Below are 21575 nucleotides of genomic sequence, written 5' to 3' on the forward strand. Positions count from 1 at the left end.
TCTTTTCTCAAACATACCCGTGCTCCAAAGAAGAAGAAAGATCCTCCAAAGTATGACCCTCAGCATCCACATGTTTCCACTGCCAAACTTTTAGCGACTGCAAAAAAGTCACCTTGACAGGGCTACTCCTAACTCCTAACTCCTAACTCCTAACTCTGTTAAACTCAGCACTAAAAGATGGCAAACACCTGGTGGGAATTACAGATTTTATGTGAGCCAGACCTAGAAGATTCGATCTTTTGGCGACTGGAAAATTTTGGCTGTCGTGGCACAGCTAGTGAAAACAAAGGAAATTCATCTTTAGTCAGGGCTTATTTATCGACAATTCAAACGCAGCTGCTAGATTTAGCAGCGCTATCGCTGTGGCTGCGTCAAGATGCTCTCTGTGTAGGAGTTTCATCTCCCTCACTGCAATGGCAATTAATTGATGAGGAAGATTGGGCGACTAGCTGGAAACAATATTGGCATCCGCAGGAAATAGGCGATCGCTTCCTAATCAACCCCGCCTGGCTACCATTACCAGAAACAACCGAACGGTTAGTGATTCGTCTTGACCCTGGTGTAGCATTTGGTACGGGCAATCATGCCACCACTCAACTATGTTTGGAATCCCTGGAAATGCGGCTAAGTGGAGTTTCTCAGTCGTTTGTGGGTAATAGTGGCAAACATGAACATCTGGTAATTGCGGATATTGGCTGTGGTTCTGGTATCCTTTCCATTGGGGCGCTGCTACTGGGAGCAGAGAAAGTCTATGCAGTAGATAATGACCCTTTAGCAGTGCAATCAACTATTAGTAATGGTGCCTTAAACGATATTAGTCCAGAACGTTTACTACCTGCACTAGGAAGTGTAGACGTTTTGACAAAACTAGTTGAGAAACCAGTAGATGGGATCGTTTGCAATATTTTGGCTCATGTAATTATTGAATTGGTTCCAGAAATGAGTGCGATCGCTAAACCTGAGACTTGGGCAATCTTCAGTGGTATTTTACTAGAACAATCTAAAGCTGTTGCTGACGCCTTAGAAGAAAATGGTTGGGTTGTTGCTACCCTGTGGAAACGAAAAGAATGGTGTTGCTTGAATGTACGGCGTTCTTAACTCAGTAGGATTACTCACACTTTTGTAATAGTCATATCGTGCTAACCGACATCCCGCCCTGCACTGAAGTGCAAGGCTGATAGCCGAAGTCCACTAAGCGTGGACTAAAATTATATGCTCAGTCCGCTTTAGAGGACTTTAGCTATAAGCCTTGGAATTTATTCCGAGGCGGGATAGCAACGAAGCAAGGTGTAGAAGTTTAAAAAAGTTGTACAGGGTTTGGAACTATTTGCTACAAGATTCAATGGCGATCGCATCCCAATACGCTTGGGTTAAGAAATTTATCCGTTGAGGCAGGCTGTTCTTGAGCAGGGGATGCAGGGGGGGGAGAATAAAAGCTTATCTGAACCGTATTGACGCCGTGTGCAACTTTTACTCGAACCTAACCCCCCAACCCCCTTCCCTATGAGGGAAGGGGGAAAATTCAAAGCCTCTCTCCTTTTAGGAGAGAGGAATGGAAGTGAGGTCAAAATATTAAGTTGCACATCGCGTTATTGGATCGCATCCCTCGCAAACTCAAGCTGTTGATTCAGCTTTGCATTTAGAATGCGTAGGCGCAGCCCGTCGTAGACATCGCGCCCCACACAAAGCCTCGATGGATTGACAAACCTAGACGCAGACAGCAATCCAACCAAAATGGTATTACTTCGACAAAACCATGCTTTGACGCACAGCACGCTTGCGTAGGCGTAGCCCGTCGTAGACATCGCTTTTACGAATACCTCCAGCCATCTGATACTCATGGCTATTATTACCATATTTATAAGCAATACCACGCAAAATTTTCTCAGAATAGTCTGCCAAATCTTGTTCATTTTCAACGATCTGGGTTAGTAAGACATCAATAGTAGAGAGGGTGGTATTGTATGCTTCTAGAGATTTTCGGAGGCTTTCGATTTTTTCAGTATAATCTTTTACTGTTAAGCTCTCTCCGACATCGAGAGTTGGACTAATAGATTTAATGCTTGCTAAACGTACTTCAGCTTTGCCAAGAGTACGTGAGTTGCGTTTTGACCTTGCCATAATTAATACTCACTTTCTAAATTACTGATAACTCTATAATGGACAATTGTTGAAGAAGTTGTCATACGTGAAATTGTTGATTTTTCTAAAAAAGCCTAAAATTTAAGTACCTTACAACATTTTTTGCCAATTAAAATCACATTTATTGTAGGGGCACAGCACTGCTGTGCCCCAAAAGCGTATTCCATTTAAGAGAAGATGCTGTAACACAAGTCTGTTTCTCATAACGTCTTGGCGGAAGCTGCTACAGACTGCGCGTAACACGGAAACGTCGAGGCGGAAGCTGCTACAGACTGCGCGTAACACGGAAACGTCGAGGCGGAAGTTCCTACTCTTAAGGCGGAAGCTGCTACAGACTGCGCGTAACACGGAAACGTCGAGGCGGAAGCTGCTACTCTTAAGGCGGAAGCTGCTACAGGCTACGCGAAACACGGAAACGTCGAGGCGGAAGCTGCTACTCTTAAGGTAATACCATTTCACTTTAAGATTGATACATTTAGGCAAGCTGGAGAAGCTGGAGAAGCTTACCGAGGATAAGTTAAGAAAAGAGTCAGCTATTCACACAGAACGCCAATTTTCGATTTGCAAGTTCGGTACTCTTTGAAATTCTCGGACATTGGATGTCACCACAATGTGATTATTGATTACTGCGGTGGCTGCTATAAGTACATCGTAAGCACCAATAGGTGAACCAGCTAATTTAAGAAAGCTTCTGATGTGGGCTGCTTGTTCTGCTTCTTTTGAATCAAAAGCTAAAATAGTAATTGAACCTAATAATATTTCAATAATTGATTGGATTTTAACAGCGCGTTGTGGGTTTATAGCTAATCCATATTTAATCTCCATAACTGTTAGAGATGAAACAAAAATTTCAGTAGGAGAGATTAATTTTATTCGCTTGAGGGTGTTTTCTTCTCCTTTGACAAAATCACTAATGACGCAAGTATCCAGTAGATAGCCCATACATAATTAAAGTTCTATTTCGTTCGGTGGTATCAGTTCATCTCGATATGATTCAAAGATAATACTTTCTGTTACACCTGGATGTTGCATGATTATTTCTGGCCATTGGCTGGGTTTAGTTTCTAGAAAGGTGACGAACACTAAACTTTCAGTGATCCCCTCTGGTGTTTCAGCTAATTCAATTTTGCCGTTTTTATAAATTCCTTGAATTGTTTTTAACATATAGCTTACCTCCTACATGAATTTTATCGCCTGTTTTAAGAAGTGCATTGTTTGATTTTTGCAAGCGATTGCCCCGGAATCCCAAAAGTGCGATGGCTACGCTCGCACTTCGACAAAGCTCAGTGACCACCGCAGGCATTGCAGTAGCAGTAATTGATTTTTGCCTGCAAAGCTAATTGCTCTTAGTACCAATGCCATCGCAGAGAGTGCGTAGGCGCAGCCCGCCGCAGGCATCGTTATGTTGTAACGGCGCATCATGAAAATGTAAATAAAATTTGCGTAGGCGCAGCCCACCGCAGTCATTGCTGTTGTGCATTGCGTTATATTTTGGCGATTAATGTAACTTTTAATCACGCCATTTTGCATACAGATAGTTATTCAGAATATTTTCATCTTTGCTCAGTAATATATTATTATTTAATAGAGCATTGGCCGTAATAATCCGATCAAAAGGATCGCGAGTCCAAGTAATAGTTAAGCTAGTACTGATAATATCATTAAAGTTTTGATTACATATCTTTAAACCAATTTGCTCGGACAGATTAAGAATAATCACATCTGGTTTATCTTTAAGACGTTTTATTTCATATAAGTACTGTAACTCTAATCTCACAATTGGCGAAATATAAACGTCATTATCATTAATTAAAGTTTTAGCAATATCAGTTAATTTATCTGTCAAGCCAGCATAGAGCCATGCTACTACATGAGTGTCAAGATAAATCAATATTAATCTCCTGTTCCCAACTGATATTAACTAAATCATCTGGATTTCCTTGAATAGCATCAGATTTAAATGTCAAATTTTGAAGCTTATCTTTTTTTTCTAGAGGAACAATTTTTAATAACTTGCCATTTTTGTTAATTTCTAGTGGAATACCTGTTTCTAGTACCTCATCTAGTAGACGTTCAATATTATTACTTAATTCCGTTAGTGTCACCTTTTTCATTGCTTTCTTAAAGTTTTACATTCACATTGTTTATGAGCTTAGATATCATAGCAAAAATTCTTCCGTTACCTTAAAGATTGTTATGGAATATAGCAACAATGCCTCAAATTCTCTAGTTCTGTGGATGCGTGCGATCGCCATTTTGTCACCGCGCATCATAAAAACTTCTTCTAGCCTACAGGAAGCAAGCTTGCGGGGTGACGATCGCTCCCCAGTCAAAGCCAAAACGCGATGGCTACGCCCGCACTTCGACAAAGCTCAGTGACCACCGCAGGCATCGCAGTAGCAGTAATTGATTTCTGGCTGCAAAGCTAATTGCTCTTAGTACCAATGCCATCGCAGAGAGTGCGATCGGTCACATTGAGATTTGATTGTAATGTGGGTTTGCAGACTAAGTAAAATGCTTTAACCTTGTATCACAGCCTCAGTAAATTGCTATATAAAGCTTTATTTATCAGTTGCCAATGCCGTTGCACAGATCCTTATTGCTCTTCTCAACCTCTGGATTATTCTTCAAATAATCCCGCACCCAATTACAACCCCGTTGAATTAGATCCTCAAAAGATTCAATTTGCCCTTTCAATTTTACCAATTGTTGACCTTGCAAGTTCCACAGGCGGACTGTGTTGCCATCTCCGGCTGTAGCCAATAATTGACCATTGGGACTAAAAGTGGTGATTGATTGAGTTTTATTGCCGCTTGTAGACTGTTGATTAAGGCATCTAAATCTTGATTTGAAACCAAAAATGCTTCTGATGATTCTCTAAAAGCTCTAATTTGATTAATTTCTGCTTGCCTCCATTGATACCCAGCAAAGACGGCAAATCCAGCTAACCCAATACTAAACATGGTGACAACTCGATTTTGCCGCCGTGCTGCTGCCAACTTTTCTTGTTGGCGTTCTTTCTCTTCTCGCTCAAGCCGATTTCGCAATCCTTGACTCTCCTGAATGTACTCCTCGGCTATACCATTCAGCATTTGCCAATCGCCAAATCTAGTTAAATATGCCTCTGCTACTGCTAATCTGTCATCTTTTCTAAGAAACCCTGGCTTTTTCTCATTCTTCTCCCATTCTTGGGCTTCCGCTTCAATCTGTCGCTCAATGGCTATCCCCACCTTATATTCCTCTTTCCAATCCCGCAACATTTGCCAGTGGCGGATTAAGGCTTCGTGGACAACATCTAAAATTACATCCTGTGAATCTTGCTCATCCGTCTTTGTAATTAATCGTGCATCTTTATCGGCTAACTTCTCGCTCACCTGTTGCAAAAGTTCCAGGGAATGATGGGAATTAACCAATTCGCGTAAACGCACGCGCCGCCTGACATCTGTGGTTTCTCCGATTTGCGTCAATTCTAGAAAAATCCGCCGCGCCACAGTTTTTTCTGTTGATGAAAGAATTTCGTAGACTGCATCGGCGCGTTTTTGTAGCGTTCCTTCAACCCCGCCTAAATCCTCATAAGTTTTGAGGCTGAGAACGTCATCGCCTTGATTTCTCGACTCACGCCACAATTCAGTCAACGTATATTGCAGCAAGGGCAAACTTCCGGGATAATCCTCAACATCATTAATTAGTTGCTGTTTTAACCTGCCGTCTATGCCTAATCCAACCCAATCAGCGGGTTTAGTAATGGCTTCTTCAATTTCCTGACGGTTGAGGTGTTCGATGTTGATGTAAGGTTTATGGATTCTACCTGCAAATTCGGGATATTCTCGCCATCTCCCCCGAAAATCCGATCGCATCCCAATGAAAATATAGAGGTTATCTGTACAGTCAATTAATTCCCGCAAACAGTCAAAGAATTCTTGGCGCTGGCTGTCATCGCACATAGTAAAGCATTCTTCAAACTGGTCGATAATCAAGATGACTGGTGTGTTTAATGCTTTTAACTCCTCGCCGATAACATAGGCAATATAGCGGTTCTCACTTCGTTGCAATACAGTCGGAACCCCACCCCGCATTTGCTTACGCAAACGCTCCCCTCCCCGTGAACGGGGAGGGGTTGGGGGTGGGGTTGATGTTGTCCCTGGAAGCAAAAGATTAGGCAAGGAGATTGCAAAAGCCTCCTGTAAACTGTTAACAGGAGATTCTTTAGGCGTAAACGGAGTAATATAAGTCCAGCGATCGCTTCCTGGAATTTCTTGTCCTAGCTTCAGCTGGTAGAGTAACCCAGCCCGTAACATCGATGATTTTCCACTACCGGAACCTCCTAACACAGCAATTAGGCGATGCTTATCTCTTACCTGTTTAATCAACTCCTGAGTCAGCGCACTCCGCCCATAAAAAACCTCAGCATCTTCCTTTGTCTCGCTAAAATACGACAGAGAACGATAAGGACACTTATCCTGAAAGCTTTTTTGCGAAAACTTAGTTGTCAGTAGAATTGCTCGTAGAGAATTGGCAATTAACGGACGCTGGACTGTATTCGGCATTCGGCTGATAATGAAATCTGCCAATTTGTGGCTATTGATAATCCCATCTGCGTCATTTTCTGGGTTCAATCCTGCGAGTAACGCCTGCGTCAACAACCCCTGCGTGTGGGGAATTTCTAATCCAGTTTCGTAGGAACGGGTTGCAGTAATTAAACAGTAGTCTTTATCTGTGGGAATAAAGTTCAACAATTCACCGCTATAGCAGCAATCTAGCCAAACAACGACTCGTTTAGCCTGACTTCTTTGCAACTGCTCACCCAACCAACTTAAGGGAATACCATAAACTTCTGCATCAGGTAGGACATCACTGGTAGCTAGAAATACTTCTTCTTTACCCGCCACAGTTTTGCACCACCCATGTCCTGAAAAGAAGAATAACGCTGTTTCTGGGGTGGGGTTAGGACGAGGAGGATTGAAAAGATTAGCGATCGCTTCTCTCAATTCTTGCACCTTTACCGCCCCTTGGCGATCGATTTTACTTTCTCCCTTTTGGTTTAAAGTTGTAGGTAAACACTGAGCGCGAAAAGGTCTATAACCGTATTGTTCTAATTGTTCGGCAATTTTCTCAGCATCCTCTGCTGCTGCTGTTAGCGGCTTTAGGGTGGTGTACTCTGGGTAATAATTAATTCCAATAACTTGAGCAGCCCATTCCGATGCCATTTGCCCTACCTAACTAACCATTAGAACTTTTTGTTGAAATGTAGCCAAAATCTGTCCACAGCTTCAATCCATAATTCACAGCATTCTTTAATTTATACCAAAAATCACTACAATACCGTGCAATAAACTACATTAATTTACCAAATTTTAAAGTATAAAAAACAACATTTTCTTTACTAAAATATTCTTTCTAGACATAAAAAATCAAAACGGAACATCAAATATCTGCTGTAATCATCTCACTTAAATTATGTTTATAGCCTTTCTTAATGACATCTTAGCCCCCTCTCGAAGAGCGGGGAGGGGGTTGGGGGTGGGGTTCTTATACTTCACTCAACCGAGAACCGCTATATACTAGTCGTAGTGAGTTTGGTATAAAAACCTATGAATACAAAGGCTGACAATACTATCATCGCTTTTCTCTTGGCGCTTCAAGACTTAAAAACCGCCCTTGGAGAACAAGAGAAACATAATTTAAAAGAAGTTGCCAAGCAATTAGACACCCAACCCAAAGCTTGGGAAGACTATATTAAAGGACGTTTATTAGAAATAATTACCCCTAATCCTGACTTAAATCAGTCTTATCAATTTTATAAATCTCAATTAGATAATCTCGAAGAAATTCCTGGTGATTTACTTCCTACTGAGGCAGAAATTAGTAGACTCAATACTCCTGAAAAGGCTCCAATAACTAGAGGCTTTAAACCAAAAAATGAAGCCACAGGCTACGAAACCCAACTCAATAATGTTGTAGTCATTGTTGGTAGTTCTTCTCAACCAGAAGAAACAGTTAAACAAGCCACATTTTTAGAAAAATGGAAACAATTTTTATCTCAATCCAATCAATCAAATTAGTTTTTCCCTTGTGATGAGCGATTTAATCTATCCTACACTCGATTTGTTTTTATATGCTTTAAAAACTTCTTTAAACACAACTGATGCAGAAACACAAAAAAACAAAGCAGCTTTTTTAGATCAATTACCTTCTGATACTCAATTTAACGATCCTGACATTGAAACCGAGTATTTAGAGATTACCCATCCTACTCAAATTAACTTTATTTCCCAGAATAAAACTTTAGAAGGATACTATTATGCTGTTAGATTAAATGACACTTATGGCTTACAAATTGATTCTTCTATTAATAATCAAACCGAAACTCAACCAGCTAAGTCTTTTGCAATCTTAAAAACTGAAATCGAACAAAAACTAAATAAAGAACTGGCAACAATTGGAAAAACCTGGTTGCTTTCTGGTTGGCTACCAGAAAACTCGTCTCAAAATCCTGAAGATATTGCCAAAGATTGCTATTATGCTTTATTTAAAGATACTTATTGGCAACCAGAAAAAGGTAATTTTTTAGGTGGAAAAGTTTTTGAAGTAGGGCGCTCAGGAAATATAAATCAGAGTCGAGAAAAAGTAACCACTCATTCAAATAATCACGAACATCATGTGATTATTTCTATTTATCCTCATCGAGAGAGCGCAGAAAAAGCTGCGGAATTTTATAAAGATTGGATGGGGTTATTTTGTTATCGAAGTAAGATTTCGTGGGCTTATTGGCAAAGTCGTTTAGTCAAAGAATCTCTGCTCAATCATTATAAACAGATTGAAGAAAATAGAAAAATTACCAATCAAAGTAATTCTCGGCAAGAAAAGCAGAATATTACAACTTCTCGCAAAATTTTAAATAACGTTGATAACATTCTCCAGCAATACACAATCGACTTACTCAACCTCTCTTTCCAAAAACAAATTATTGAAATTAATTTATCTAATTATCAAATACGCTTGGCTTTGATTAAAGAAAAAGCAGGTCAAAATAATCAGTTAGATTTTTTAGAAAAATTTAGCGAACTAGCCAACAAAAAATATTTACCACAAATTACCAAAGATATCGAAAATATGCAGCTTGGCTTGCAACTTTTAGAAGATACAATTAACGCTACTCGCAGTCGCATAGAAGTCGAAAAATCTGAACGAGAGCGTAACTTCCAAGAGCTTGTGGCTGTTGCGGGTGCTGGTATAGCAACCGTATCTCTGGTAAGAGAGACGGCAAAAGATTGTAAAGATATTTTTAAGAAAGTTGACTTTTTTTGCAACTATCCTTTAAGTGCGAGTTTAATAGTTGGAATTATTGTTAGTTTTATGGTTTGGTGGCTGAGAAAACGATTGCGATAAGCGAAGCTTAAGCCTTCTCCTTTGGAGAGGCTAGCGCGAACGGCTATCGTGAGATAATGTAATATCCTCACTTGTCGAATTCCTTGGCTGATCGACTAAAATAACTTTTTCGTAAACACTACGAGGTATTGCGTAGGCGCAGCTTAACCTAAGCATCGGTATTTTCTAGCTTGGGTTAAGGGTTATTGGTATAGATAATTGGTCTTTCAAGACGCGATAAATCGCGTCTCTACATAGGGTTTTGGGCTTATCTGAACTGTATTGTTTCCTAACCAACATTACCCACAGCTAACACTTGTTCAACTGTAAGTGCAATTTCCGGGAAAGTTGCAGACACAATTTGCTGACTCCCGCTAAACTCTTTTTCCTCGTACAATCCATCTTCCAACAATAAAATCGTAATTTTTGACTTGATTGGGTCTACAATCCAATATTCAGGAATCTCCAACGCTGCATATTCAGAACGTTTGTGGCGATAATCGCGTTTAACCGAATCAAGACTGACAACTTCCACTACTAATATCGGCGCAGACTGACAAACAGCAGACTCATCAAGGAATTCCATCACCTGTTCAGCCTTTACAACATAAACATCAGGTAATCTTGACTTTCGCCATCCGGTTCTTACCCCCGCCTCTCTAAAGCATAGCCAAGGTAAACTCAAGCGATTGATTTCTGTGTCAAATGTCTGTTCAAGGAATTTAGCGAGCAGTAAATGTCTAAAAGTTGGTGGATTCATGCGTTCTAGTTTCCCATCCACCAATTCATAACGGCTATCAGTACCATCGTTATAAGCGAGATATTCTTCAAAAGAGTATAAACGCTCTGTAGTTGTCTGTGTCATCGTGCAACATTTAAATAAAGGGTTTTTTTGAGGTAGTCCTCAAAAAATCATAAACACATTGGCTTGTAGTAGCGCACAGACGCTACTACCTCTATTAATAGACTATTCCACAGTTACAGACTTGGCCAAATTTCTTGGCTGATCGACATCCAAACCGCGACGGGCGGCAATATGATAAGCCAATAGTTGCAAAGGAACTACTGTCAGAATCGGAGAAAGTAATTCTTCCACATGAGAGACAGGAAGAAGATCGTTAAAGATTTCCCCAGCTTCGCCATCGTTGACGGGAGTCACGCCAATTAACCGAGAATCTCTGGCTTTGGCTTCTTGGGCATTGGAAATAACTTTTTCGTACACACTACCAGGTATTGCGATCGCAACTACTGGTACTTTCGCATCTAAAAGTGCGATCGGGCCATGTTTCATCTCTCCAGCCGGATACCCTTCGGCGTGAATGTAGCTGATTTCTTTTAATTTCAACGCCCCTTCCAAAGCAATAGGAAAGTTAATTCCTCTACCTATAAAAATGAAATCTTGAGTTTCGGCGAATTCGTGGGCTAGCTGTTCGGTTAAACGTTCCTGACTTTCTAAAGTTGCCTCAATTTCTTTAGGAATTTGCCGCAACCCATTAATAATTTTCTCTAAAATATCTTTTGAAACTGTCTGACGAAAAGCTGCTAAATCCAATGCCAAAGCATAAAACGCCATCAGTTGGGCGGTAAAAGTTTTTGTCGCCGCTACCCCAATTTCAATTCCCGCTAGAGTACTGATGATATGCGGCACTAGATGACCAAGGCTGCTTTCGGGGCGATTGGTAATGCCCAGTAGTCGCGCTTGATATTTAGGTTCTTTCCCTTGGCGACGTTCTTTTTCCATCGCCAAAGCTGCTAGGGTATCGGCAGTTTCACCTGATTGGGTAACACCAACGATCAACGTGTTAGCCGTTACGGGTGATGGTGCATAGCGATACTCAGAAGCGTAATGTACCTGAGTTGAAATTCCTGCTAGTTGTTCGAGTAAATATTTTCCGATTAATGCTGCGTGCCAACTTGTACCACAGGCGACGATCTGAATTTGTTCTAAATCAGTGTATAAATCCGCAGGTAAACCAAGGTTGATTGGTGATTCGGTAGATTCGACTGGATTAAAATAAGCGTCTAAACTCGCTCTTACTACCCCTGGTTGCTCATGGATTTCTTTGAGCATGAAGTGTTTGAATCCCTGCTTTTCTACCATTGCAGGATTAAAGTTGAGCAGCCGGGGTTGTTTTTTCAACCTGTCGCCAGCAAAATTGTAAATCTCAACGCCCAAAGGAGTGAGGCGGGCAATTTCGCCATTTTCCAAAGGTAGCACTGCACGGGTGTAGGCAACGATCGCAGGCGTGTCAGATGCACAAAAGAACTCCCCTTGCCCAAAACCAATTACCAAAGGCGCTTGCTGGCGGACAACAATCAATTCATCGGGGTAGTCAGCAGAAATAACTGCAAGTGCAAACGCCCCGTGCAAGTGGTTAACGGCTTGGCGAATTGCCTCTAAGAAGGGGGATGAGGAAGATAAGGGAGATGAGGGGGGAAGATTCTTTAAAAATTCGGCTATGAGATGGGGAATTACTTCTGTATCGGTTTCAGAAAGAAACTGGTGTCCTTTTCCTTTGAGTTCCTCGCGTAACTCGCGGTAATTTTCGATAATGCCATTTTGCACCACCGCCACTCGCTTTGCCGTATCCATGTGGGGATGGGCGTTGTACTCTTCTGGTTTACCATGAGTTGCCCAGCGTGTGTGACCAATACCAATCTGGGCAGGGGTTTCTATTTGTTCCAGTTTAGAACGCAGGTTATGCAGTTTGCCCTTTGCCCGCACACAATTAACCTCACCTTCCCAAACAGTGGCGATTCCAGCCGAATCGTAGCCCCTGTACTCTAGTTTTTCCAGCCCAGCCAATAAAATGTCTGTCGCCGCTTGAGTGCCTATATATCCAACGATTCCGCACATTGTTCACACCACTTTTTTTCAGGATGATTAAATCCAGTATAGTTCTTAGCACAAACTCGACGTTTTGCAAAGAAAAAAGGGAGTAAATTACTCCCTCTACCACTAGGTATTGCTAAAGATGTTTTCTATTAAGAAACTTTAAAAGTTTTGAACACTGAGGTCTGAGTTCTGAGTGCTGAGTGAAGAATCAAGAAATTGTTTTTTTGATTTACTTCTTTTGCCTCAGGACTCAAGACCCAGAACTCAGCGAGAACTCTGAGCAAAGCAAAGGCTTGCGCCTCTCCCTTGTGTCCAAGGAACACAAGGCAACAGTTCTGAAAGAACGGTTGGGCAGTAGACCTGCATTGCGATCAGAAGTTCGGTGACTTAGCACTGAGCTTTTTAGTAAGCCAGACCCATACTGCGAGTTGTTTCAGCGCCCAGGTAAACCCGGATGCTCAAAAAGTCGGTGGGACAAGCGGTTTCGCAGCGCTTACAGCCCACGCAGTCTTCTGTACGGGGTGAAGAGGCAATTTGAGCAGCTTTACAGCCATCCCAAGGAACCATCTCTAGTACATCAGTAGGGCAAGCGCGGACGCATTGGGTGCAGCCAATGCAGGTATCGTAGATTTTTACGGAATGAGACATTGAAAAAACCGCTCCTTTCGAGTGTTCTTCTCTGCGAAAGAATCATAATCAACGCATAGTTTACCGCAGTGGTTGATAGGCCGTAATCAAAAGGCTACATAACTTCAAACAATGTAATGAGCACCCTTGATAAGTGGTTTTGCGCGATCGTCCCTATTGCTTTATTAATTAGCAACATCATAGGAGCGTATTTACCCCATTGATATACCATAGTGGGGTTGAATCGTAAAGACAAATGAAACAAAAGTCAATCTAAAAGACTAGTACCGCAAGGCAAAAGTCAAAAGTCATGGGCTTTTTAGGAATTTTAAATGGTTGCTCTATTTCCGCCGTGGCGTACTAGATACAGAAATTATCTATGGTAAGTAACTACGCAAAATTAATTACAGTCATTGCGAGCGTTGGCGCAGCCTCTCGTACCTCTGACTTCTGCCGCAAGTTAAGAGGCGACAGCCCCCCATTAAGCATTCCCAGTCAGAGCAGGGGAACGAGAGATATATAAAAGCTGATATTTGACTTTTTAAATCTGGCAAACTTATAATTTCTACTTTTCCATATCAAAGAATTTCTGAAATTGCAAACTCATCAGTTATAGCAGCAATTTCTATTGGAATCTTTGCCTCATGAACCATCACTTCCAGTTGTTCTTCCGAATTTTTGGCATCAGCCAATTTATCTTTTGTATACTCGCTTTCTCGGATTTGTCGAGCAATACTTTCTAGTAGCCAAAGTTGTTCTTCCACAGACAAGGCACGGACGGAGCGCTCAATTTCTAGTAAATTTGGTGATATCATATAGCTTTCTGATTCTAAGCGGGACGTATTTTTCAAAGATATTATATTCAGTCTATCTGCAAAAGTATAGAGCATCGCAAATCCCCCCTGATTTTCCCCAAGTTTATCTTTTCACAAATCATAAGAGATTGCTATAAATAACCAAAAGCCAGTTTGATGAGTTTTTAATTAAGTATTCCTGCTCAAGCAAAATGTACGCTAAACTGGCTACATGAATTACGAAACAGCTCGGAAACTCCTCATAGATCAGACAATCACAACCGAGGAAAACCCAGATGCGCTGTTGACGCGTATGAAACAGGGGAAACCACCGGTACCCGGTCAGATCACCTCAATTTTGTTGGCATTGAAAGTGGTGTTTGAAGCCCTTAAAGATGCAAAGAGCCTAGACCGAGAGCTGGCTTTGACCCTTTATCAGTTAAGCATTAAGGCGCAGCAGCTATTTGCGGCAGGGCGTAAAGCCGGGGTTGATTGGCCGCCACTACTGAAAGAAGATTTGCTACGAATTTCCTTAGCATCTGAAAGTATCTTTTCGGGTACATGGCAAACCCTCGCTCCTATAGGGTTGGGAAAGTAGAACACCAATTCAGTAATCTTTAAACGAGAAGGGATGAGAGAGCAGGGGGAGCAGGGGAGGCAGGGGAAGAATAATTAATGACTAATGACTAATGACTAATGACTAATGACTAATGCCCAATGCCCATTACCGAATTTGCAGTTCACTTTCTAACTTGTCTAGGTCAGTTTTGAGTAAAATCGTCATTTGACCGGTAAAAGCTTTGCCAGTTTTGGGTTGGGCAATTTCCACCCAGTATACATAGCGATCGCCTACTCGTAATTCTCCCTTTAAAGCTTCCCGAATTGGAGTTTTGGCAAGACGCGCCGAGTTAACTACCTTTTCGTTAGGATACTGATACACGACTTGGGCGCGATCGTAGTCTTGATAAATCTCTAAGCCATAAATTACCCGCAAAGATTCCTGAAGACGCGCAAATGTCATGCCGTTAATGGCATCATACATAGAAATGCGCTCACTGCGAATTCTGCTACGGTCTTTGGAAAACTCCACCCTACCGGGAGGCAATACCGACGCTTGAAAAGTGAATCGTTGAGCAGCAGTATCAGTCTTTTGCACAAATAATTGCTCCCCAATCCTGGGGCGGAGTGTGGGATGTGCTTTAATCCAAGTGCCTACTTCCTCTGTACTTTGCCCGGGTAAAGCATTGGCATGGGAATCAAAAAGCGTTCCCACACACAGCCAGGGCACTAGAGAAAAAGGCAAAATCAAACAGTTAAGCAGAGATTTTTTGAGCATTTTGCTGTTGAGGACTTTCATGGAAATTTCCCCATTAGAGAGTAACCATAGTCTTCCCGTTTTTTAGCAAGATTATTTCAAGCGTCAACCCAACTTAAGACATTAAACTATAAGAAGTAGATAAATTCTTCCTAGCTCTTGCTGTGATAACTCTGTAAGCTGATGTATGAGAACGAATGAAGGCTAGCTATTATCTAGCAGATTGAAGGGGGTGGTTGTAGTGTTGTCATGTTTTAAAGTAGCAGATTACTTTATTTGGTTAGCAAATGAAACAGGCTCTTGTATCAGTAATCTAAAGCTGCAAAAGCTTGTGTACTATGCTCAGGCTTGGCATCTTGCACTCTATGACACTCCTCTATTCCAAGAGGATTTTCAAGCCTGGATACATGGGCCTGTGATACCTGCGTTGTACCAGAAGTATAAGCTTTTTGGATGGCAACCAATTTTAGAGGATGCTAACCCGGAATTACCCCAAAAGGTTCAAGAGTTTCTAGATGAGGTTGCACAAGAGTACTTTGCCTGCGATGCTTATGAACTAGAACAGATGACTCATGCCGAAGCACCCTGGAATTTGGCTAGAGGAAATGTACCACCTGATGAACCTTCTAACGAAATTATTCAGAAACAGTGGATGAAGGAGTACTACGGATCTCGTGCCGAAGAAAAGGATTAAGAAGACTGAAATTACCAAAGAGGGCACATCAGGTATTAGACCAACAAAGCTGAAGCCACTTCAAGGCATCAGCTTTTCGTTTAAATATTATCAAGACGATCGCAGCAAGTTTTCTTGTAGGGAAAAAGAAGTAATCTACTGGCTGACCTTGCTTGATCGGTTAAAAGCTCTATCTAGCCTAACGGCTCAAGAGTTATTAGTAAATCGTAGCAGTAAGCTCAGATGTCATCCCATCAAGTGGGAAGATACCAGCGAGAGGGCATTTGATTTGCCAAATGAAGAACAATTAGTTGATATACCATATCAGTTTTCCATCTCATCAAACACCTGTTCTAAACCTTTTAACGATCGCAGTTTGGTCTTAGGCTGCTTGAGGTTATCATAGATAGCGGTGTTTCCAGTATCTCATGCGATCGCTAGTTCAAGCGTCAAAGACATTTAACCGAACATAATGTAAAACCGTGTCCTATTTGGGGTGAATAAGACACGGTTTCATAGAAGTATTTAGTTATAATATATTGCAAAAATCAAAGTAATATTTGATTTATACCAAAGTAATCCATTTACTGAGAGTTGTTTCCTGGTTTATTTACTTTCTCTGTTGTGGGAACCCCTTGGTGATCATCGTAGTTTGTCCTTTGTTGAGTTAAGGCGATCGCACTAAAGAAAATGGCACTTCCTACAGCCAAGGCCACCATAGGACGCTTCAGCAAGACAAAATCTCTGATAATCCTAGCTAAAGGTCGGCTTTGACGACGTAGCGACGAAGCAACCATTAATTGTCTCCAAGTAAATGGATCGCGGACATAATGACCGCTTTGACAAACTACTAGCCGTTCCTGGCAATAGGGACAGCAAAACAAGCCCATGCGCGTTTTAATTGGTTTGGGCGTAGCATTTCTTTGGCAAATTGGGCAAGTAACATAATGATTATCAAAGGTGTGTATATTCATTTACCTCGTCCGCCTAGTCCATTTACTCGCTCTATAACAATAGCTATACTGAATTCCGATCGATACTTAGCAGACTTCCAAGTATGGTCTGACATCAGCCATAAATCATACATATATTGTATTACTACCAAGGATGGCTCAATGGTCGCAACACGAGTATAGCTAGATTTAGGCAAGGATGACTCCAAGTTTTTGTTTGCGGGTGCGTCCACCCAGCCCACAAAAACTTTTTGTCTCTAGAAAAAATAGCGTTGGCGCTCACTTGCACCACACTAGCCGTAGCTACGTCCAACCTAGGCATCGCTGACCCTTAAATAATAATTGTCTCCCATTTAACTATTCTCCCCACAAAATTTTGCACAATGACATTTTTTACTAAATCTTTGTAAATCAAGCAAATAAAGTCTACTTGTCTGGTTGCTAAATAATGGCTCACAATGATAAGTAACAGATAAAAATTTAAATTTTTTCTTACATTTACCCCGCCTCTCAATGACTCTCCTGCCTCCCACTCAACTGAGGAAGGTAACGGAACAACCTGCCTTTCCTACACCTTCCGCTCGTTTAGCCCAACTAATTAATCGTTTTCAACCATCCCCAGAAACCGTTGTCTTGTTTTTAGCCATGCTCATTGGCGGTGGTACGGGTATGGGTATAGTCACTTTTCACTATTTAATCCAGTTGATTCACCAGTTGATGCTGGAAAATTTAATGGGTCAAATTGGCGTCTGGGGTGCTTGGACTTTAGCCTGCGTTCCCACCCTTGGCGGATTAATCGTTGGCTTGATGCGCTGGCGCACTCAAGATTTTGGCCCTGGACTTTCATCTCTTATCGCCGCTTCTCAGGGAACAGAGATTAGGCAACCACTACGACCAGTTACGAAAATGCTGGCTGCATCTGTTTCTTTGGGGAGCGGTGCTTCTTTGGGCCCAGAGGGGCCGAGTGTAGAAATTGGCGCAAATTTTGGGATGTTGTTCTCTGTGATTCTGAATGTATCTCAAGAACGACAACGTTTGCTTTTAGGTGCTGGCGCGGCGGCTGGACTTGCGGCTGGATTTAATGCTCCCATCGCTGGAGTATTTTTTGCCCTAGAAGTGGTGATGGGTGCAACATCTTTTGCTACTTCTGCTGTGAGTGTGGTGCTGTTAGCGGCAGTGGTAGCAGCATTAATTGCCCAAATTGGTTTGGGGGCACAACCTGCTTTTGATTTACCTGTTTACCAAGTTCGCAGTCCCTTAGAATTACCCCTTTACCTTGGCTTGGGTTTAGGGGCCAGCCTAGTTTCTGTCACTTATACAGAATCAATTCGGGGAGCAAAAGCTTGCTTTGCTGGGAAAGTTCCAGGTTTTACCTTTTTGGGACGAATTCCTGAGCCGATTCATCCAATTATTGGCGGTGTGATGATTGGCGCAGTTGCTTTGCACTTCCCGCAAATTCTGGGCGTCGGTTATGAAACTGTAGAAGCAATGCTTCAGGATGTGGAGTTTCCACTCTACCTGTTGGTGGTGCTGTTGGTAGTAAAGTTATTGATGACTGCAATTAGTACGGGTAGTGGTTTCATCGGCGGTTTGTTTGCACCAGCAATGTTTTTAGGTGCTTCTTTTGGATCAGCTTACGCCAAAATTTTGGCTGTAGCATTTCCGGCTATTTCCGATCAGATGGCGGCTCCCCCAGCTTACGCAATGGTAGGAATGGCAGCAGTACTGGCTGGTAGTGTTAGAGCGCCGTTAACGTCTATTTTAATGCTGTTTGAATTAACCCGCGACTATCGCATTGTTTTACCGTTGATGGCAGCTGTGGGTTTGAGTGTTTGGCTAGTGGAAAGAATTAAACCAACTTTTAACTCTAACTCTAACTTACAACAAATTGGTCTTTCTGAATTGAAAGATGAACAAGCGGAAATTGTGCAGCAAATTTTGGTAGAAGATGCCATGTATCCCTGCCCAAAAAAGTTACCTGCAACTCTTGGAGTGTTAGATGCAGCTGTGGAAATGATCCGCGATCGCATCCGCAGTGCTTTAGTAATTGATGAAGCAGAGCAATTAATTGGTATACTTTCTCTGGAAGATATTAACCGTGCCCTTGCTCTTTGGCAAACTTACTCAAATTCGGCAACTGAAATTCCAGATAATTTATCCAATCAAACTCTCATAGACATTTGTACTACTGAAATCCTTTATGCATGGCAAGATGAACTATTATCTGAGGCTTTAGACCGCATGAGTCTTCGAGGTTTGCATCAATTACCAGTGGTAGCACGAGACAAACCCGATCGCATTTTGGGTTTACTAGAAAGAGAGCAAATTGCGTTAACCTGCAATTTAGCAGTTACGCGCAAAGCACTTCGCCACTATTTACCACTCTTACCGACCACAGATATAGTCATTAGTCATTAGTCATTGGTCATTGGTCATTGGTCATTGGTTTTCACAAAGGACAAATGACAATTGACTAATGACCATTTATTAAGCTGTAGCGTCTATGACTTCATCATCTTCCCGATCTTCTGGGTCTACCTGTTTCAGACGAATGTGCTTTTTGCCTAAAGTGATCAGAAACTCATCTCCTGGTTTCAGATTCATCTGTTTTGTATAAGCTGAACCTATAAGTAAGTTACCATTCGATTGCACACTAATTCTATAGCTAGCACTACGTCCACCACGCCCATTAGCACTGGGTGTACTGTCCAACTGAATGCCTTCGGCATCAATTAGGGCATTTAAGAACTTCATCATATTGACGCGCTCTATACCATTTTTGGTAACGGTATAGTAGCCGCACTTTTTGGCTTTGTCTTCTTTGCTCTCGCTCTCTAGTTCTTTGACTTTTTTGAGCAGTTCTTCACCAAGCAGGGGTTCAATTTTTTTCTGTTTAGGCATCAACTTAGGTCGAAAATGAATGTTTGAAGTGTTGGAATCGATTTTATTTTAGCTGACGTTGAGCTAACAGGAACATAATCCTTTAGTTTTTATCTCAACCTAGCCAAGTATATTACACTCAGATGCACAATTGTTATCCGATTACCAATATTGCCAAGACAATCTATTTTAGAGAATGCTGGCAATGCTGATAACTATATATATAGATATAGTTAGTGAATCACTGCTAGACTATATACAAGTTTGAAGTTTTCTAAACTAATGCTCAAAAATTTGTCTAGTTGCTGAGGATGATAACTGAGTCACGCAATGATAAGCAAAACTGATCCTTAGTCATTGGCATTTCCAAATGACAAGTAACTAAGGACAAATAACAAAGCTTGCCAAAATGAAACTAACTACCAGAGGACACTATAGTGTAAAGGCGTTGCTAGATTTGAGTTTACAGCCAAAATATGGGCCTGTATCTGCCAGAGCGATCGCTAAACGCCAAGATATCCCAGCTCCTTACCTCGAAAAACTACTAATAGAAATGCGTCGTGCGTCAATAGTTAAATCAATTCGTGGTAGCATCGGCGGATATCAATTGGCAAGAGAGCCTGCACAAATATCTATAGGACAAATTTTAGAAGCTGTTGGCGAGACTAGCCATTTACCCCATCACACCCCAGCACCTACACAAGCTGAAGATTGGGTAACATTTAGCCTATGGCAGAGACTCAACCAAAAGCTCAAAGAAGCTTTGTACAGTATTACTTTGGCAGACCTTTATTATGATGCTCGTAGCTGGCAAGCTGCCCTTGGAGAAGAAGCTAGTTTTGTGGTTTAGTCAAAAGCGGAGCCGGAGACGCTCCGCCTCCGGTCAATAGTCCAAATATTGACCTTTGACTCGTAACTTATGACCAATAGCATCTATATCTTAATTATTGCTGCACTTTTAGATTACTTAATTGGCGATCCTTGGAATTGGCCTCATCCAGTGCAAGTTATGGGGTGGGTAATTTCTCGCCTGACCAAATTTTCTCTCCAATTGTGTCAAAATTCTCTAACGCAACGCCTAGCTGGAATTTTACTAGGTATTATCCTGATAATTGGTAGTGGACTTGTTGGCTTTTTGATTATTCAAAGTGCCAAATTGCTTCATCCCTTGTTGGGAATTGCAATAGATAGCATTCTTTTGGCTAGTTGTTTTGCTGGCAGAAGTTTACGAGCCGCAGCATTAGCTGTTTTAGAACCTTTAACAGCAGGAGATTTGGAGAAAGCTCGGAAGATTTTAAGTAATTACGTTGGTCGAGATACCCAAAACCTCTCACAAGCAGAAATTTCCCGAGCCGTTTTAGAAACGGTTGCAGAAAATGCCACTGATGGGGTGATGGCTCCGCTTTTTTATGCAATTGTTGGTGTCTTTGTGCCAGTTGTGGGGCCAACTCCTTTGGCTTTAGCATATAAAGCCAGCAGTACCCTTGATTCAATGGTGGGCTATCGAGAAGCACCCTATACTTATTTGGGATGGTTCTGTGCGCGGTTGGAAGATTGTTTGACTTGGCTACCTTGTCGGTTAACAGTCGTGACTTTGGCGCTGTTATCGGGTAAACCGATGCATGTTTGGCGAATTTGTCGTCGGGATGCAATAAACGATCCTAGTCCTAATTCTGGCTGGAGTGAGTGCGCCTATGCTGCTTTTTTGGGTGTACAAATGGGGGGTACAAATTGGTATCGCGGGGTAGCTAAGTACAAACCACTGCTAGGAGACGCTATTTATCCCATTAGTGCAACTTCTATTCAGAATGCTTTGCAGTTGACCCGATATTGTTTTTTGGTATGGTTAGGGATAGCGATCGCAATATTCTTAATATTTCCAAATAGGTAATGATAAATATAAAGTTAGGAGACGCGATTAATCGCGTCTGTACAGGAGTTAAGAATAAAAACTCCTAACTCCTAACTCATCACTCCTAACTTATCA

The 21575-nt window shown here is 41.6% G+C and carries 26 protein-coding genes; 10 read left to right on the forward strand and 16 right to left on the reverse strand.

Annotated elements, in window-relative coordinates:
* Window positions 1-177 precede the first annotated feature (177 nt).
* Window positions 178-1098 (forward strand): 50S ribosomal protein L11 methyltransferase, encoded by a 921-nt coding sequence (gene prmA / locus LC586_RS24615; RefSeq protein ID WP_229487272.1) that lies wholly within the window; start codon window positions 178-180, stop codon window positions 1096-1098.
* 642 nt (window positions 1099-1740) lie between these two features.
* Here prmA and LC586_RS24620 read toward each other — a convergent pair.
* The 6 genes from LC586_RS24620 to LC586_RS24645 all read right to left on the reverse strand — a co-directional run bounded on the left by LC586_RS24620 (window position 1741) and on the right by LC586_RS24645 (window position 4256).
* On the reverse strand, window positions 1741-2121 hold the full coding sequence (locus LC586_RS24620; protein WP_229487273.1) for a hypothetical protein: 381 nt from the start codon (window positions 2119-2121) through the stop codon (window positions 1741-1743).
* A 558-nt stretch (window positions 2122-2679) separates the two neighbouring features.
* The gene (locus tag LC586_RS24625) at window positions 2680-3084 is read right to left on the reverse strand and encodes a type II toxin-antitoxin system VapC family toxin (protein WP_229487274.1); all 405 of its coding nucleotides are present in this window, start codon (window positions 3082-3084) and stop codon (window positions 2680-2682) included.
* A 6-nt stretch (window positions 3085-3090) separates the two neighbouring features.
* On the reverse strand, window positions 3091-3306 hold the full coding sequence (locus tag LC586_RS24630) for a hypothetical protein (protein WP_229487275.1): 216 nt from the start codon (window positions 3304-3306) through the stop codon (window positions 3091-3093).
* 96 nt (window positions 3307-3402) lie between these two features.
* Complete coding sequence (locus LC586_RS24635) at window positions 3403-3672, reverse strand: hypothetical protein (RefSeq protein ID WP_229487276.1); 270 nt, start codon at window positions 3670-3672, stop codon at window positions 3403-3405.
* A complete protein-coding gene (locus tag LC586_RS24640; RefSeq protein ID WP_229487277.1) occupies window positions 3653-4033 on the reverse strand; it encodes a type II toxin-antitoxin system VapC family toxin in 381 nt (126 codons plus the stop codon). Before LC586_RS24640 ends, LC586_RS24635 begins: the two co-directional genes overlap by 20 nt.
* Window positions 4020-4256: a type II toxin-antitoxin system Phd/YefM family antitoxin gene (locus LC586_RS24645; protein ID WP_100897293.1), complete on the reverse strand. Its 237-nt coding sequence runs from the start codon at window positions 4254-4256 to the stop codon at window positions 4020-4022. Before LC586_RS24645 ends, LC586_RS24640 begins: the two co-directional genes overlap by 14 nt.
* Before the next feature lie 82 nt (window positions 4257-4338).
* Between LC586_RS24645 and LC586_RS24650 the strand changes: the two genes are divergently transcribed.
* Window positions 4339-4521, forward strand: a complete 183-nt coding sequence (locus LC586_RS24650; RefSeq protein WP_229487278.1) for a hypothetical protein — start codon at window positions 4339-4341, stop codon at window positions 4519-4521.
* Between the two features lie 189 nt (window positions 4522-4710).
* On the opposite strand, the gene LC586_RS41955 is transcribed toward LC586_RS24650, so the two are convergent.
* Both LC586_RS41955 and LC586_RS24655 read right to left on the reverse strand, forming a co-directional pair.
* Entirely contained in the window at window positions 4711-4935 is a 225-nt protein-coding gene (locus LC586_RS41955) for a hypothetical protein (protein WP_369010540.1), read from the reverse strand.
* On the reverse strand, window positions 4842-7349 hold the full coding sequence (locus LC586_RS24655; RefSeq protein WP_229487279.1) for a caspase family protein: 2508 nt from the start codon (window positions 7347-7349) through the stop codon (window positions 4842-4844). Before LC586_RS24655 ends, LC586_RS41955 begins: the two co-directional genes overlap by 94 nt.
* A gap of 384 nt (window positions 7350-7733) precedes the next feature.
* Here LC586_RS24655 and LC586_RS24660 point away from each other — a divergent pair, with 384 nt between their 5' ends.
* Window positions 7734-8204, forward strand: coding sequence for a hypothetical protein (locus LC586_RS24660; RefSeq protein WP_229487280.1), 471 nt, complete (start codon window positions 7734-7736; stop codon window positions 8202-8204).
* Between the two features lie 13 nt (window positions 8205-8217).
* Window positions 8218-9531: a hypothetical protein gene (locus LC586_RS24665; protein WP_229487281.1), complete on the forward strand. Its 1314-nt coding sequence runs from the start codon at window positions 8218-8220 to the stop codon at window positions 9529-9531.
* A 268-nt stretch (window positions 9532-9799) separates the two neighbouring features.
* On the opposite strand, the gene LC586_RS24670 is transcribed toward LC586_RS24665, so the two are convergent.
* The 4 genes from LC586_RS24670 to LC586_RS24685 form a co-directional block, all read right to left on the reverse strand.
* On the reverse strand, window positions 9800-10375 hold the full coding sequence (locus LC586_RS24670) for a Uma2 family endonuclease (RefSeq protein ID WP_229487282.1): 576 nt from the start codon (window positions 10373-10375) through the stop codon (window positions 9800-9802).
* A 102-nt stretch (window positions 10376-10477) separates the two neighbouring features.
* The gene (gene glmS, locus LC586_RS24675) at window positions 10478-12367 is read right to left on the reverse strand and encodes a glutamine--fructose-6-phosphate transaminase (isomerizing) (protein ID WP_229487283.1); all 1890 of its coding nucleotides are present in this window, start codon (window positions 12365-12367) and stop codon (window positions 10478-10480) included.
* A gap of 381 nt (window positions 12368-12748) precedes the next feature.
* On the reverse strand, window positions 12749-12994 hold the full coding sequence (gene psaC / locus LC586_RS24680; protein WP_015175986.1) for a photosystem I iron-sulfur center protein PsaC: 246 nt from the start codon (window positions 12992-12994) through the stop codon (window positions 12749-12751).
* A 557-nt stretch (window positions 12995-13551) separates the two neighbouring features.
* Window positions 13552-13788 carry a hypothetical protein gene (locus tag LC586_RS24685; RefSeq protein WP_229487284.1) on the reverse strand — a complete coding sequence of 79 codons (237 nt, stop codon included), beginning with the start codon at window positions 13786-13788 and terminating at the stop codon, window positions 13552-13554.
* 211 nt (window positions 13789-13999) lie between these two features.
* On the opposite strand from LC586_RS24685, the gene LC586_RS24690 reads away from it, so the two are divergent.
* Window positions 14000-14365, forward strand: a complete 366-nt coding sequence (locus LC586_RS24690) for a Dethiobiotin synthetase (RefSeq protein WP_229487285.1) — start codon at window positions 14000-14002, stop codon at window positions 14363-14365.
* Window positions 14366-14491: 126 nt separating this feature from the next.
* Here the strand turns inward: LC586_RS24690 and LC586_RS24695 are convergent, their stop codons facing one another.
* On the reverse strand, window positions 14492-15103 hold the full coding sequence (locus LC586_RS24695; RefSeq protein WP_229487341.1) for a hypothetical protein: 612 nt from the start codon (window positions 15101-15103) through the stop codon (window positions 14492-14494).
* 220 nt (window positions 15104-15323) lie between these two features.
* On the opposite strand from LC586_RS24695, the gene LC586_RS24700 reads away from it, so the two are divergent.
* Both LC586_RS24700 and LC586_RS24705 read left to right on the forward strand, forming a co-directional pair.
* Complete coding sequence (locus tag LC586_RS24700; RefSeq protein WP_229487286.1) at window positions 15324-15776, forward strand: Panacea domain-containing protein; 453 nt, start codon at window positions 15324-15326, stop codon at window positions 15774-15776.
* Entirely contained in the window at window positions 15757-16161 is a 405-nt protein-coding gene (locus LC586_RS24705) for a hypothetical protein (protein WP_229487287.1), read from the forward strand. The genes LC586_RS24700 and LC586_RS24705 overlap by 20 nt, the downstream gene beginning before the upstream one ends.
* Before the next feature lie 178 nt (window positions 16162-16339).
* On the opposite strand, the gene LC586_RS24710 is transcribed toward LC586_RS24705, so the two are convergent.
* Entirely contained in the window at window positions 16340-16729 is a 390-nt protein-coding gene (locus LC586_RS24710; protein WP_229487288.1) for a hypothetical protein, read from the reverse strand.
* Entirely contained in the window at window positions 16726-16905 is a 180-nt protein-coding gene (locus tag LC586_RS24715; RefSeq protein WP_229487289.1) for a hypothetical protein, read from the reverse strand. The genes LC586_RS24710 and LC586_RS24715 overlap by 4 nt, the downstream gene beginning before the upstream one ends.
* Window positions 16906-17221: 316 nt before the next feature.
* On the opposite strand from LC586_RS24715, the gene LC586_RS24720 reads away from it, so the two are divergent.
* Window positions 17222-19126 carry a chloride channel protein gene (locus LC586_RS24720; protein ID WP_229487290.1) on the forward strand — a complete coding sequence of 635 codons (1905 nt, stop codon included), beginning with the start codon at window positions 17222-17224 and terminating at the stop codon, window positions 19124-19126.
* 69 nt (window positions 19127-19195) lie between these two features.
* On the opposite strand, the gene LC586_RS24725 is transcribed toward LC586_RS24720, so the two are convergent.
* Window positions 19196-19609, reverse strand: coding sequence for an AbrB family transcriptional regulator (locus LC586_RS24725; protein WP_229487291.1), 414 nt, complete (start codon window positions 19607-19609; stop codon window positions 19196-19198).
* A 388-nt stretch (window positions 19610-19997) separates the two neighbouring features.
* Here LC586_RS24725 and LC586_RS24730 point away from each other — a divergent pair, with 388 nt between their 5' ends.
* Window positions 19998-20438 (forward strand): Rrf2 family transcriptional regulator, encoded by a 441-nt coding sequence (locus tag LC586_RS24730; protein WP_229487292.1) that lies wholly within the window; start codon window positions 19998-20000, stop codon window positions 20436-20438.
* 69 nt (window positions 20439-20507) lie between these two features.
* On the forward strand, window positions 20508-21479 hold the full coding sequence (cbiB, locus tag LC586_RS24735) for an adenosylcobinamide-phosphate synthase CbiB (protein WP_229487293.1): 972 nt from the start codon (window positions 20508-20510) through the stop codon (window positions 21477-21479).
* Window positions 21480-21575: the final 96 nt, after the last annotated feature.

This window comes from Nostoc favosum CHAB5714 (assembly GCF_020829495.1).
Taxonomy (GTDB): Bacteria; Cyanobacteriota; Cyanobacteriia; order Cyanobacteriales; family Nostocaceae; genus Nostoc; species Nostoc favosum.

What these genes read in the sequence shown, in the direction of transcription:
- prmA (WP_229487272.1), top strand. Translation starts at nt 178, where the DNA reads ATGGCAAACACCTGGTGGGAATTACAGATTTTATGTGAGCCAGACCTA.
- LC586_RS24620 (WP_229487273.1), bottom strand. Translation starts at nt 2,121, where the DNA reads ATGGCAAGGTCAAAACGCAACTCACGTACTCTTGGCAAAGCTGAAGTA.
- LC586_RS24625 (WP_229487274.1), bottom strand. Translation starts at nt 3,084, where the DNA reads ATGGGCTATCTACTGGATACTTGCGTCATTAGTGATTTTGTCAAAGGA.
- LC586_RS24630 (WP_229487275.1), bottom strand. Translation starts at nt 3,306, where the DNA reads ATGTTAAAAACAATTCAAGGAATTTATAAAAACGGCAAAATTGAATTA.
- LC586_RS24635 (WP_229487276.1), bottom strand. Translation starts at nt 3,672, where the DNA reads ATGCAAAATGGCGTGATTAAAAGTTACATTAATCGCCAAAATATAACG.
- LC586_RS24645 (WP_100897293.1), bottom strand. Translation starts at nt 4,256, where the DNA reads ATGAAAAAGGTGACACTAACGGAATTAAGTAATAATATTGAACGTCTA.
- LC586_RS24650 (WP_229487278.1), top strand. Translation starts at nt 4,339, where the DNA reads ATGGAATATAGCAACAATGCCTCAAATTCTCTAGTTCTGTGGATGCGT.
- LC586_RS24655 (WP_229487279.1), bottom strand. Translation starts at nt 7,349, where the DNA reads ATGGCATCGGAATGGGCTGCTCAAGTTATTGGAATTAATTATTACCCA.
- LC586_RS24660 (WP_229487280.1), top strand. Translation starts at nt 7,734, where the DNA reads ATGAATACAAAGGCTGACAATACTATCATCGCTTTTCTCTTGGCGCTT.
- LC586_RS24665 (WP_229487281.1), top strand. Translation starts at nt 8,218, where the DNA reads ATGAGCGATTTAATCTATCCTACACTCGATTTGTTTTTATATGCTTTA.
- LC586_RS24670 (WP_229487282.1), bottom strand. Translation starts at nt 10,375, where the DNA reads ATGACACAGACAACTACAGAGCGTTTATACTCTTTTGAAGAATATCTC.
- glmS (WP_229487283.1), bottom strand. Translation starts at nt 12,367, where the DNA reads ATGTGCGGAATCGTTGGATATATAGGCACTCAAGCGGCGACAGACATT.
- psaC (WP_015175986.1), bottom strand. Translation starts at nt 12,994, where the DNA reads ATGTCTCATTCCGTAAAAATCTACGATACCTGCATTGGCTGCACCCAA.
- LC586_RS24685 (WP_229487284.1), bottom strand. Translation starts at nt 13,788, where the DNA reads ATGATATCACCAAATTTACTAGAAATTGAGCGCTCCGTCCGTGCCTTG.
- LC586_RS24690 (WP_229487285.1), top strand. Translation starts at nt 14,000, where the DNA reads ATGAATTACGAAACAGCTCGGAAACTCCTCATAGATCAGACAATCACA.
- LC586_RS24695 (WP_229487341.1), bottom strand. Translation starts at nt 15,103, where the DNA reads ATGCTCAAAAAATCTCTGCTTAACTGTTTGATTTTGCCTTTTTCTCTA.
- LC586_RS24710 (WP_229487288.1), bottom strand. Translation starts at nt 16,729, where the DNA reads ATGAATATACACACCTTTGATAATCATTATGTTACTTGCCCAATTTGC.
- LC586_RS24720 (WP_229487290.1), top strand. Translation starts at nt 17,222, where the DNA reads ATGACTCTCCTGCCTCCCACTCAACTGAGGAAGGTAACGGAACAACCT.
- LC586_RS24725 (WP_229487291.1), bottom strand. Translation starts at nt 19,609, where the DNA reads ATGCCTAAACAGAAAAAAATTGAACCCCTGCTTGGTGAAGAACTGCTC.
- LC586_RS24730 (WP_229487292.1), top strand. Translation starts at nt 19,998, where the DNA reads ATGAAACTAACTACCAGAGGACACTATAGTGTAAAGGCGTTGCTAGAT.
- cbiB (WP_229487293.1), top strand. Translation starts at nt 20,508, where the DNA reads ATGACCAATAGCATCTATATCTTAATTATTGCTGCACTTTTAGATTAC.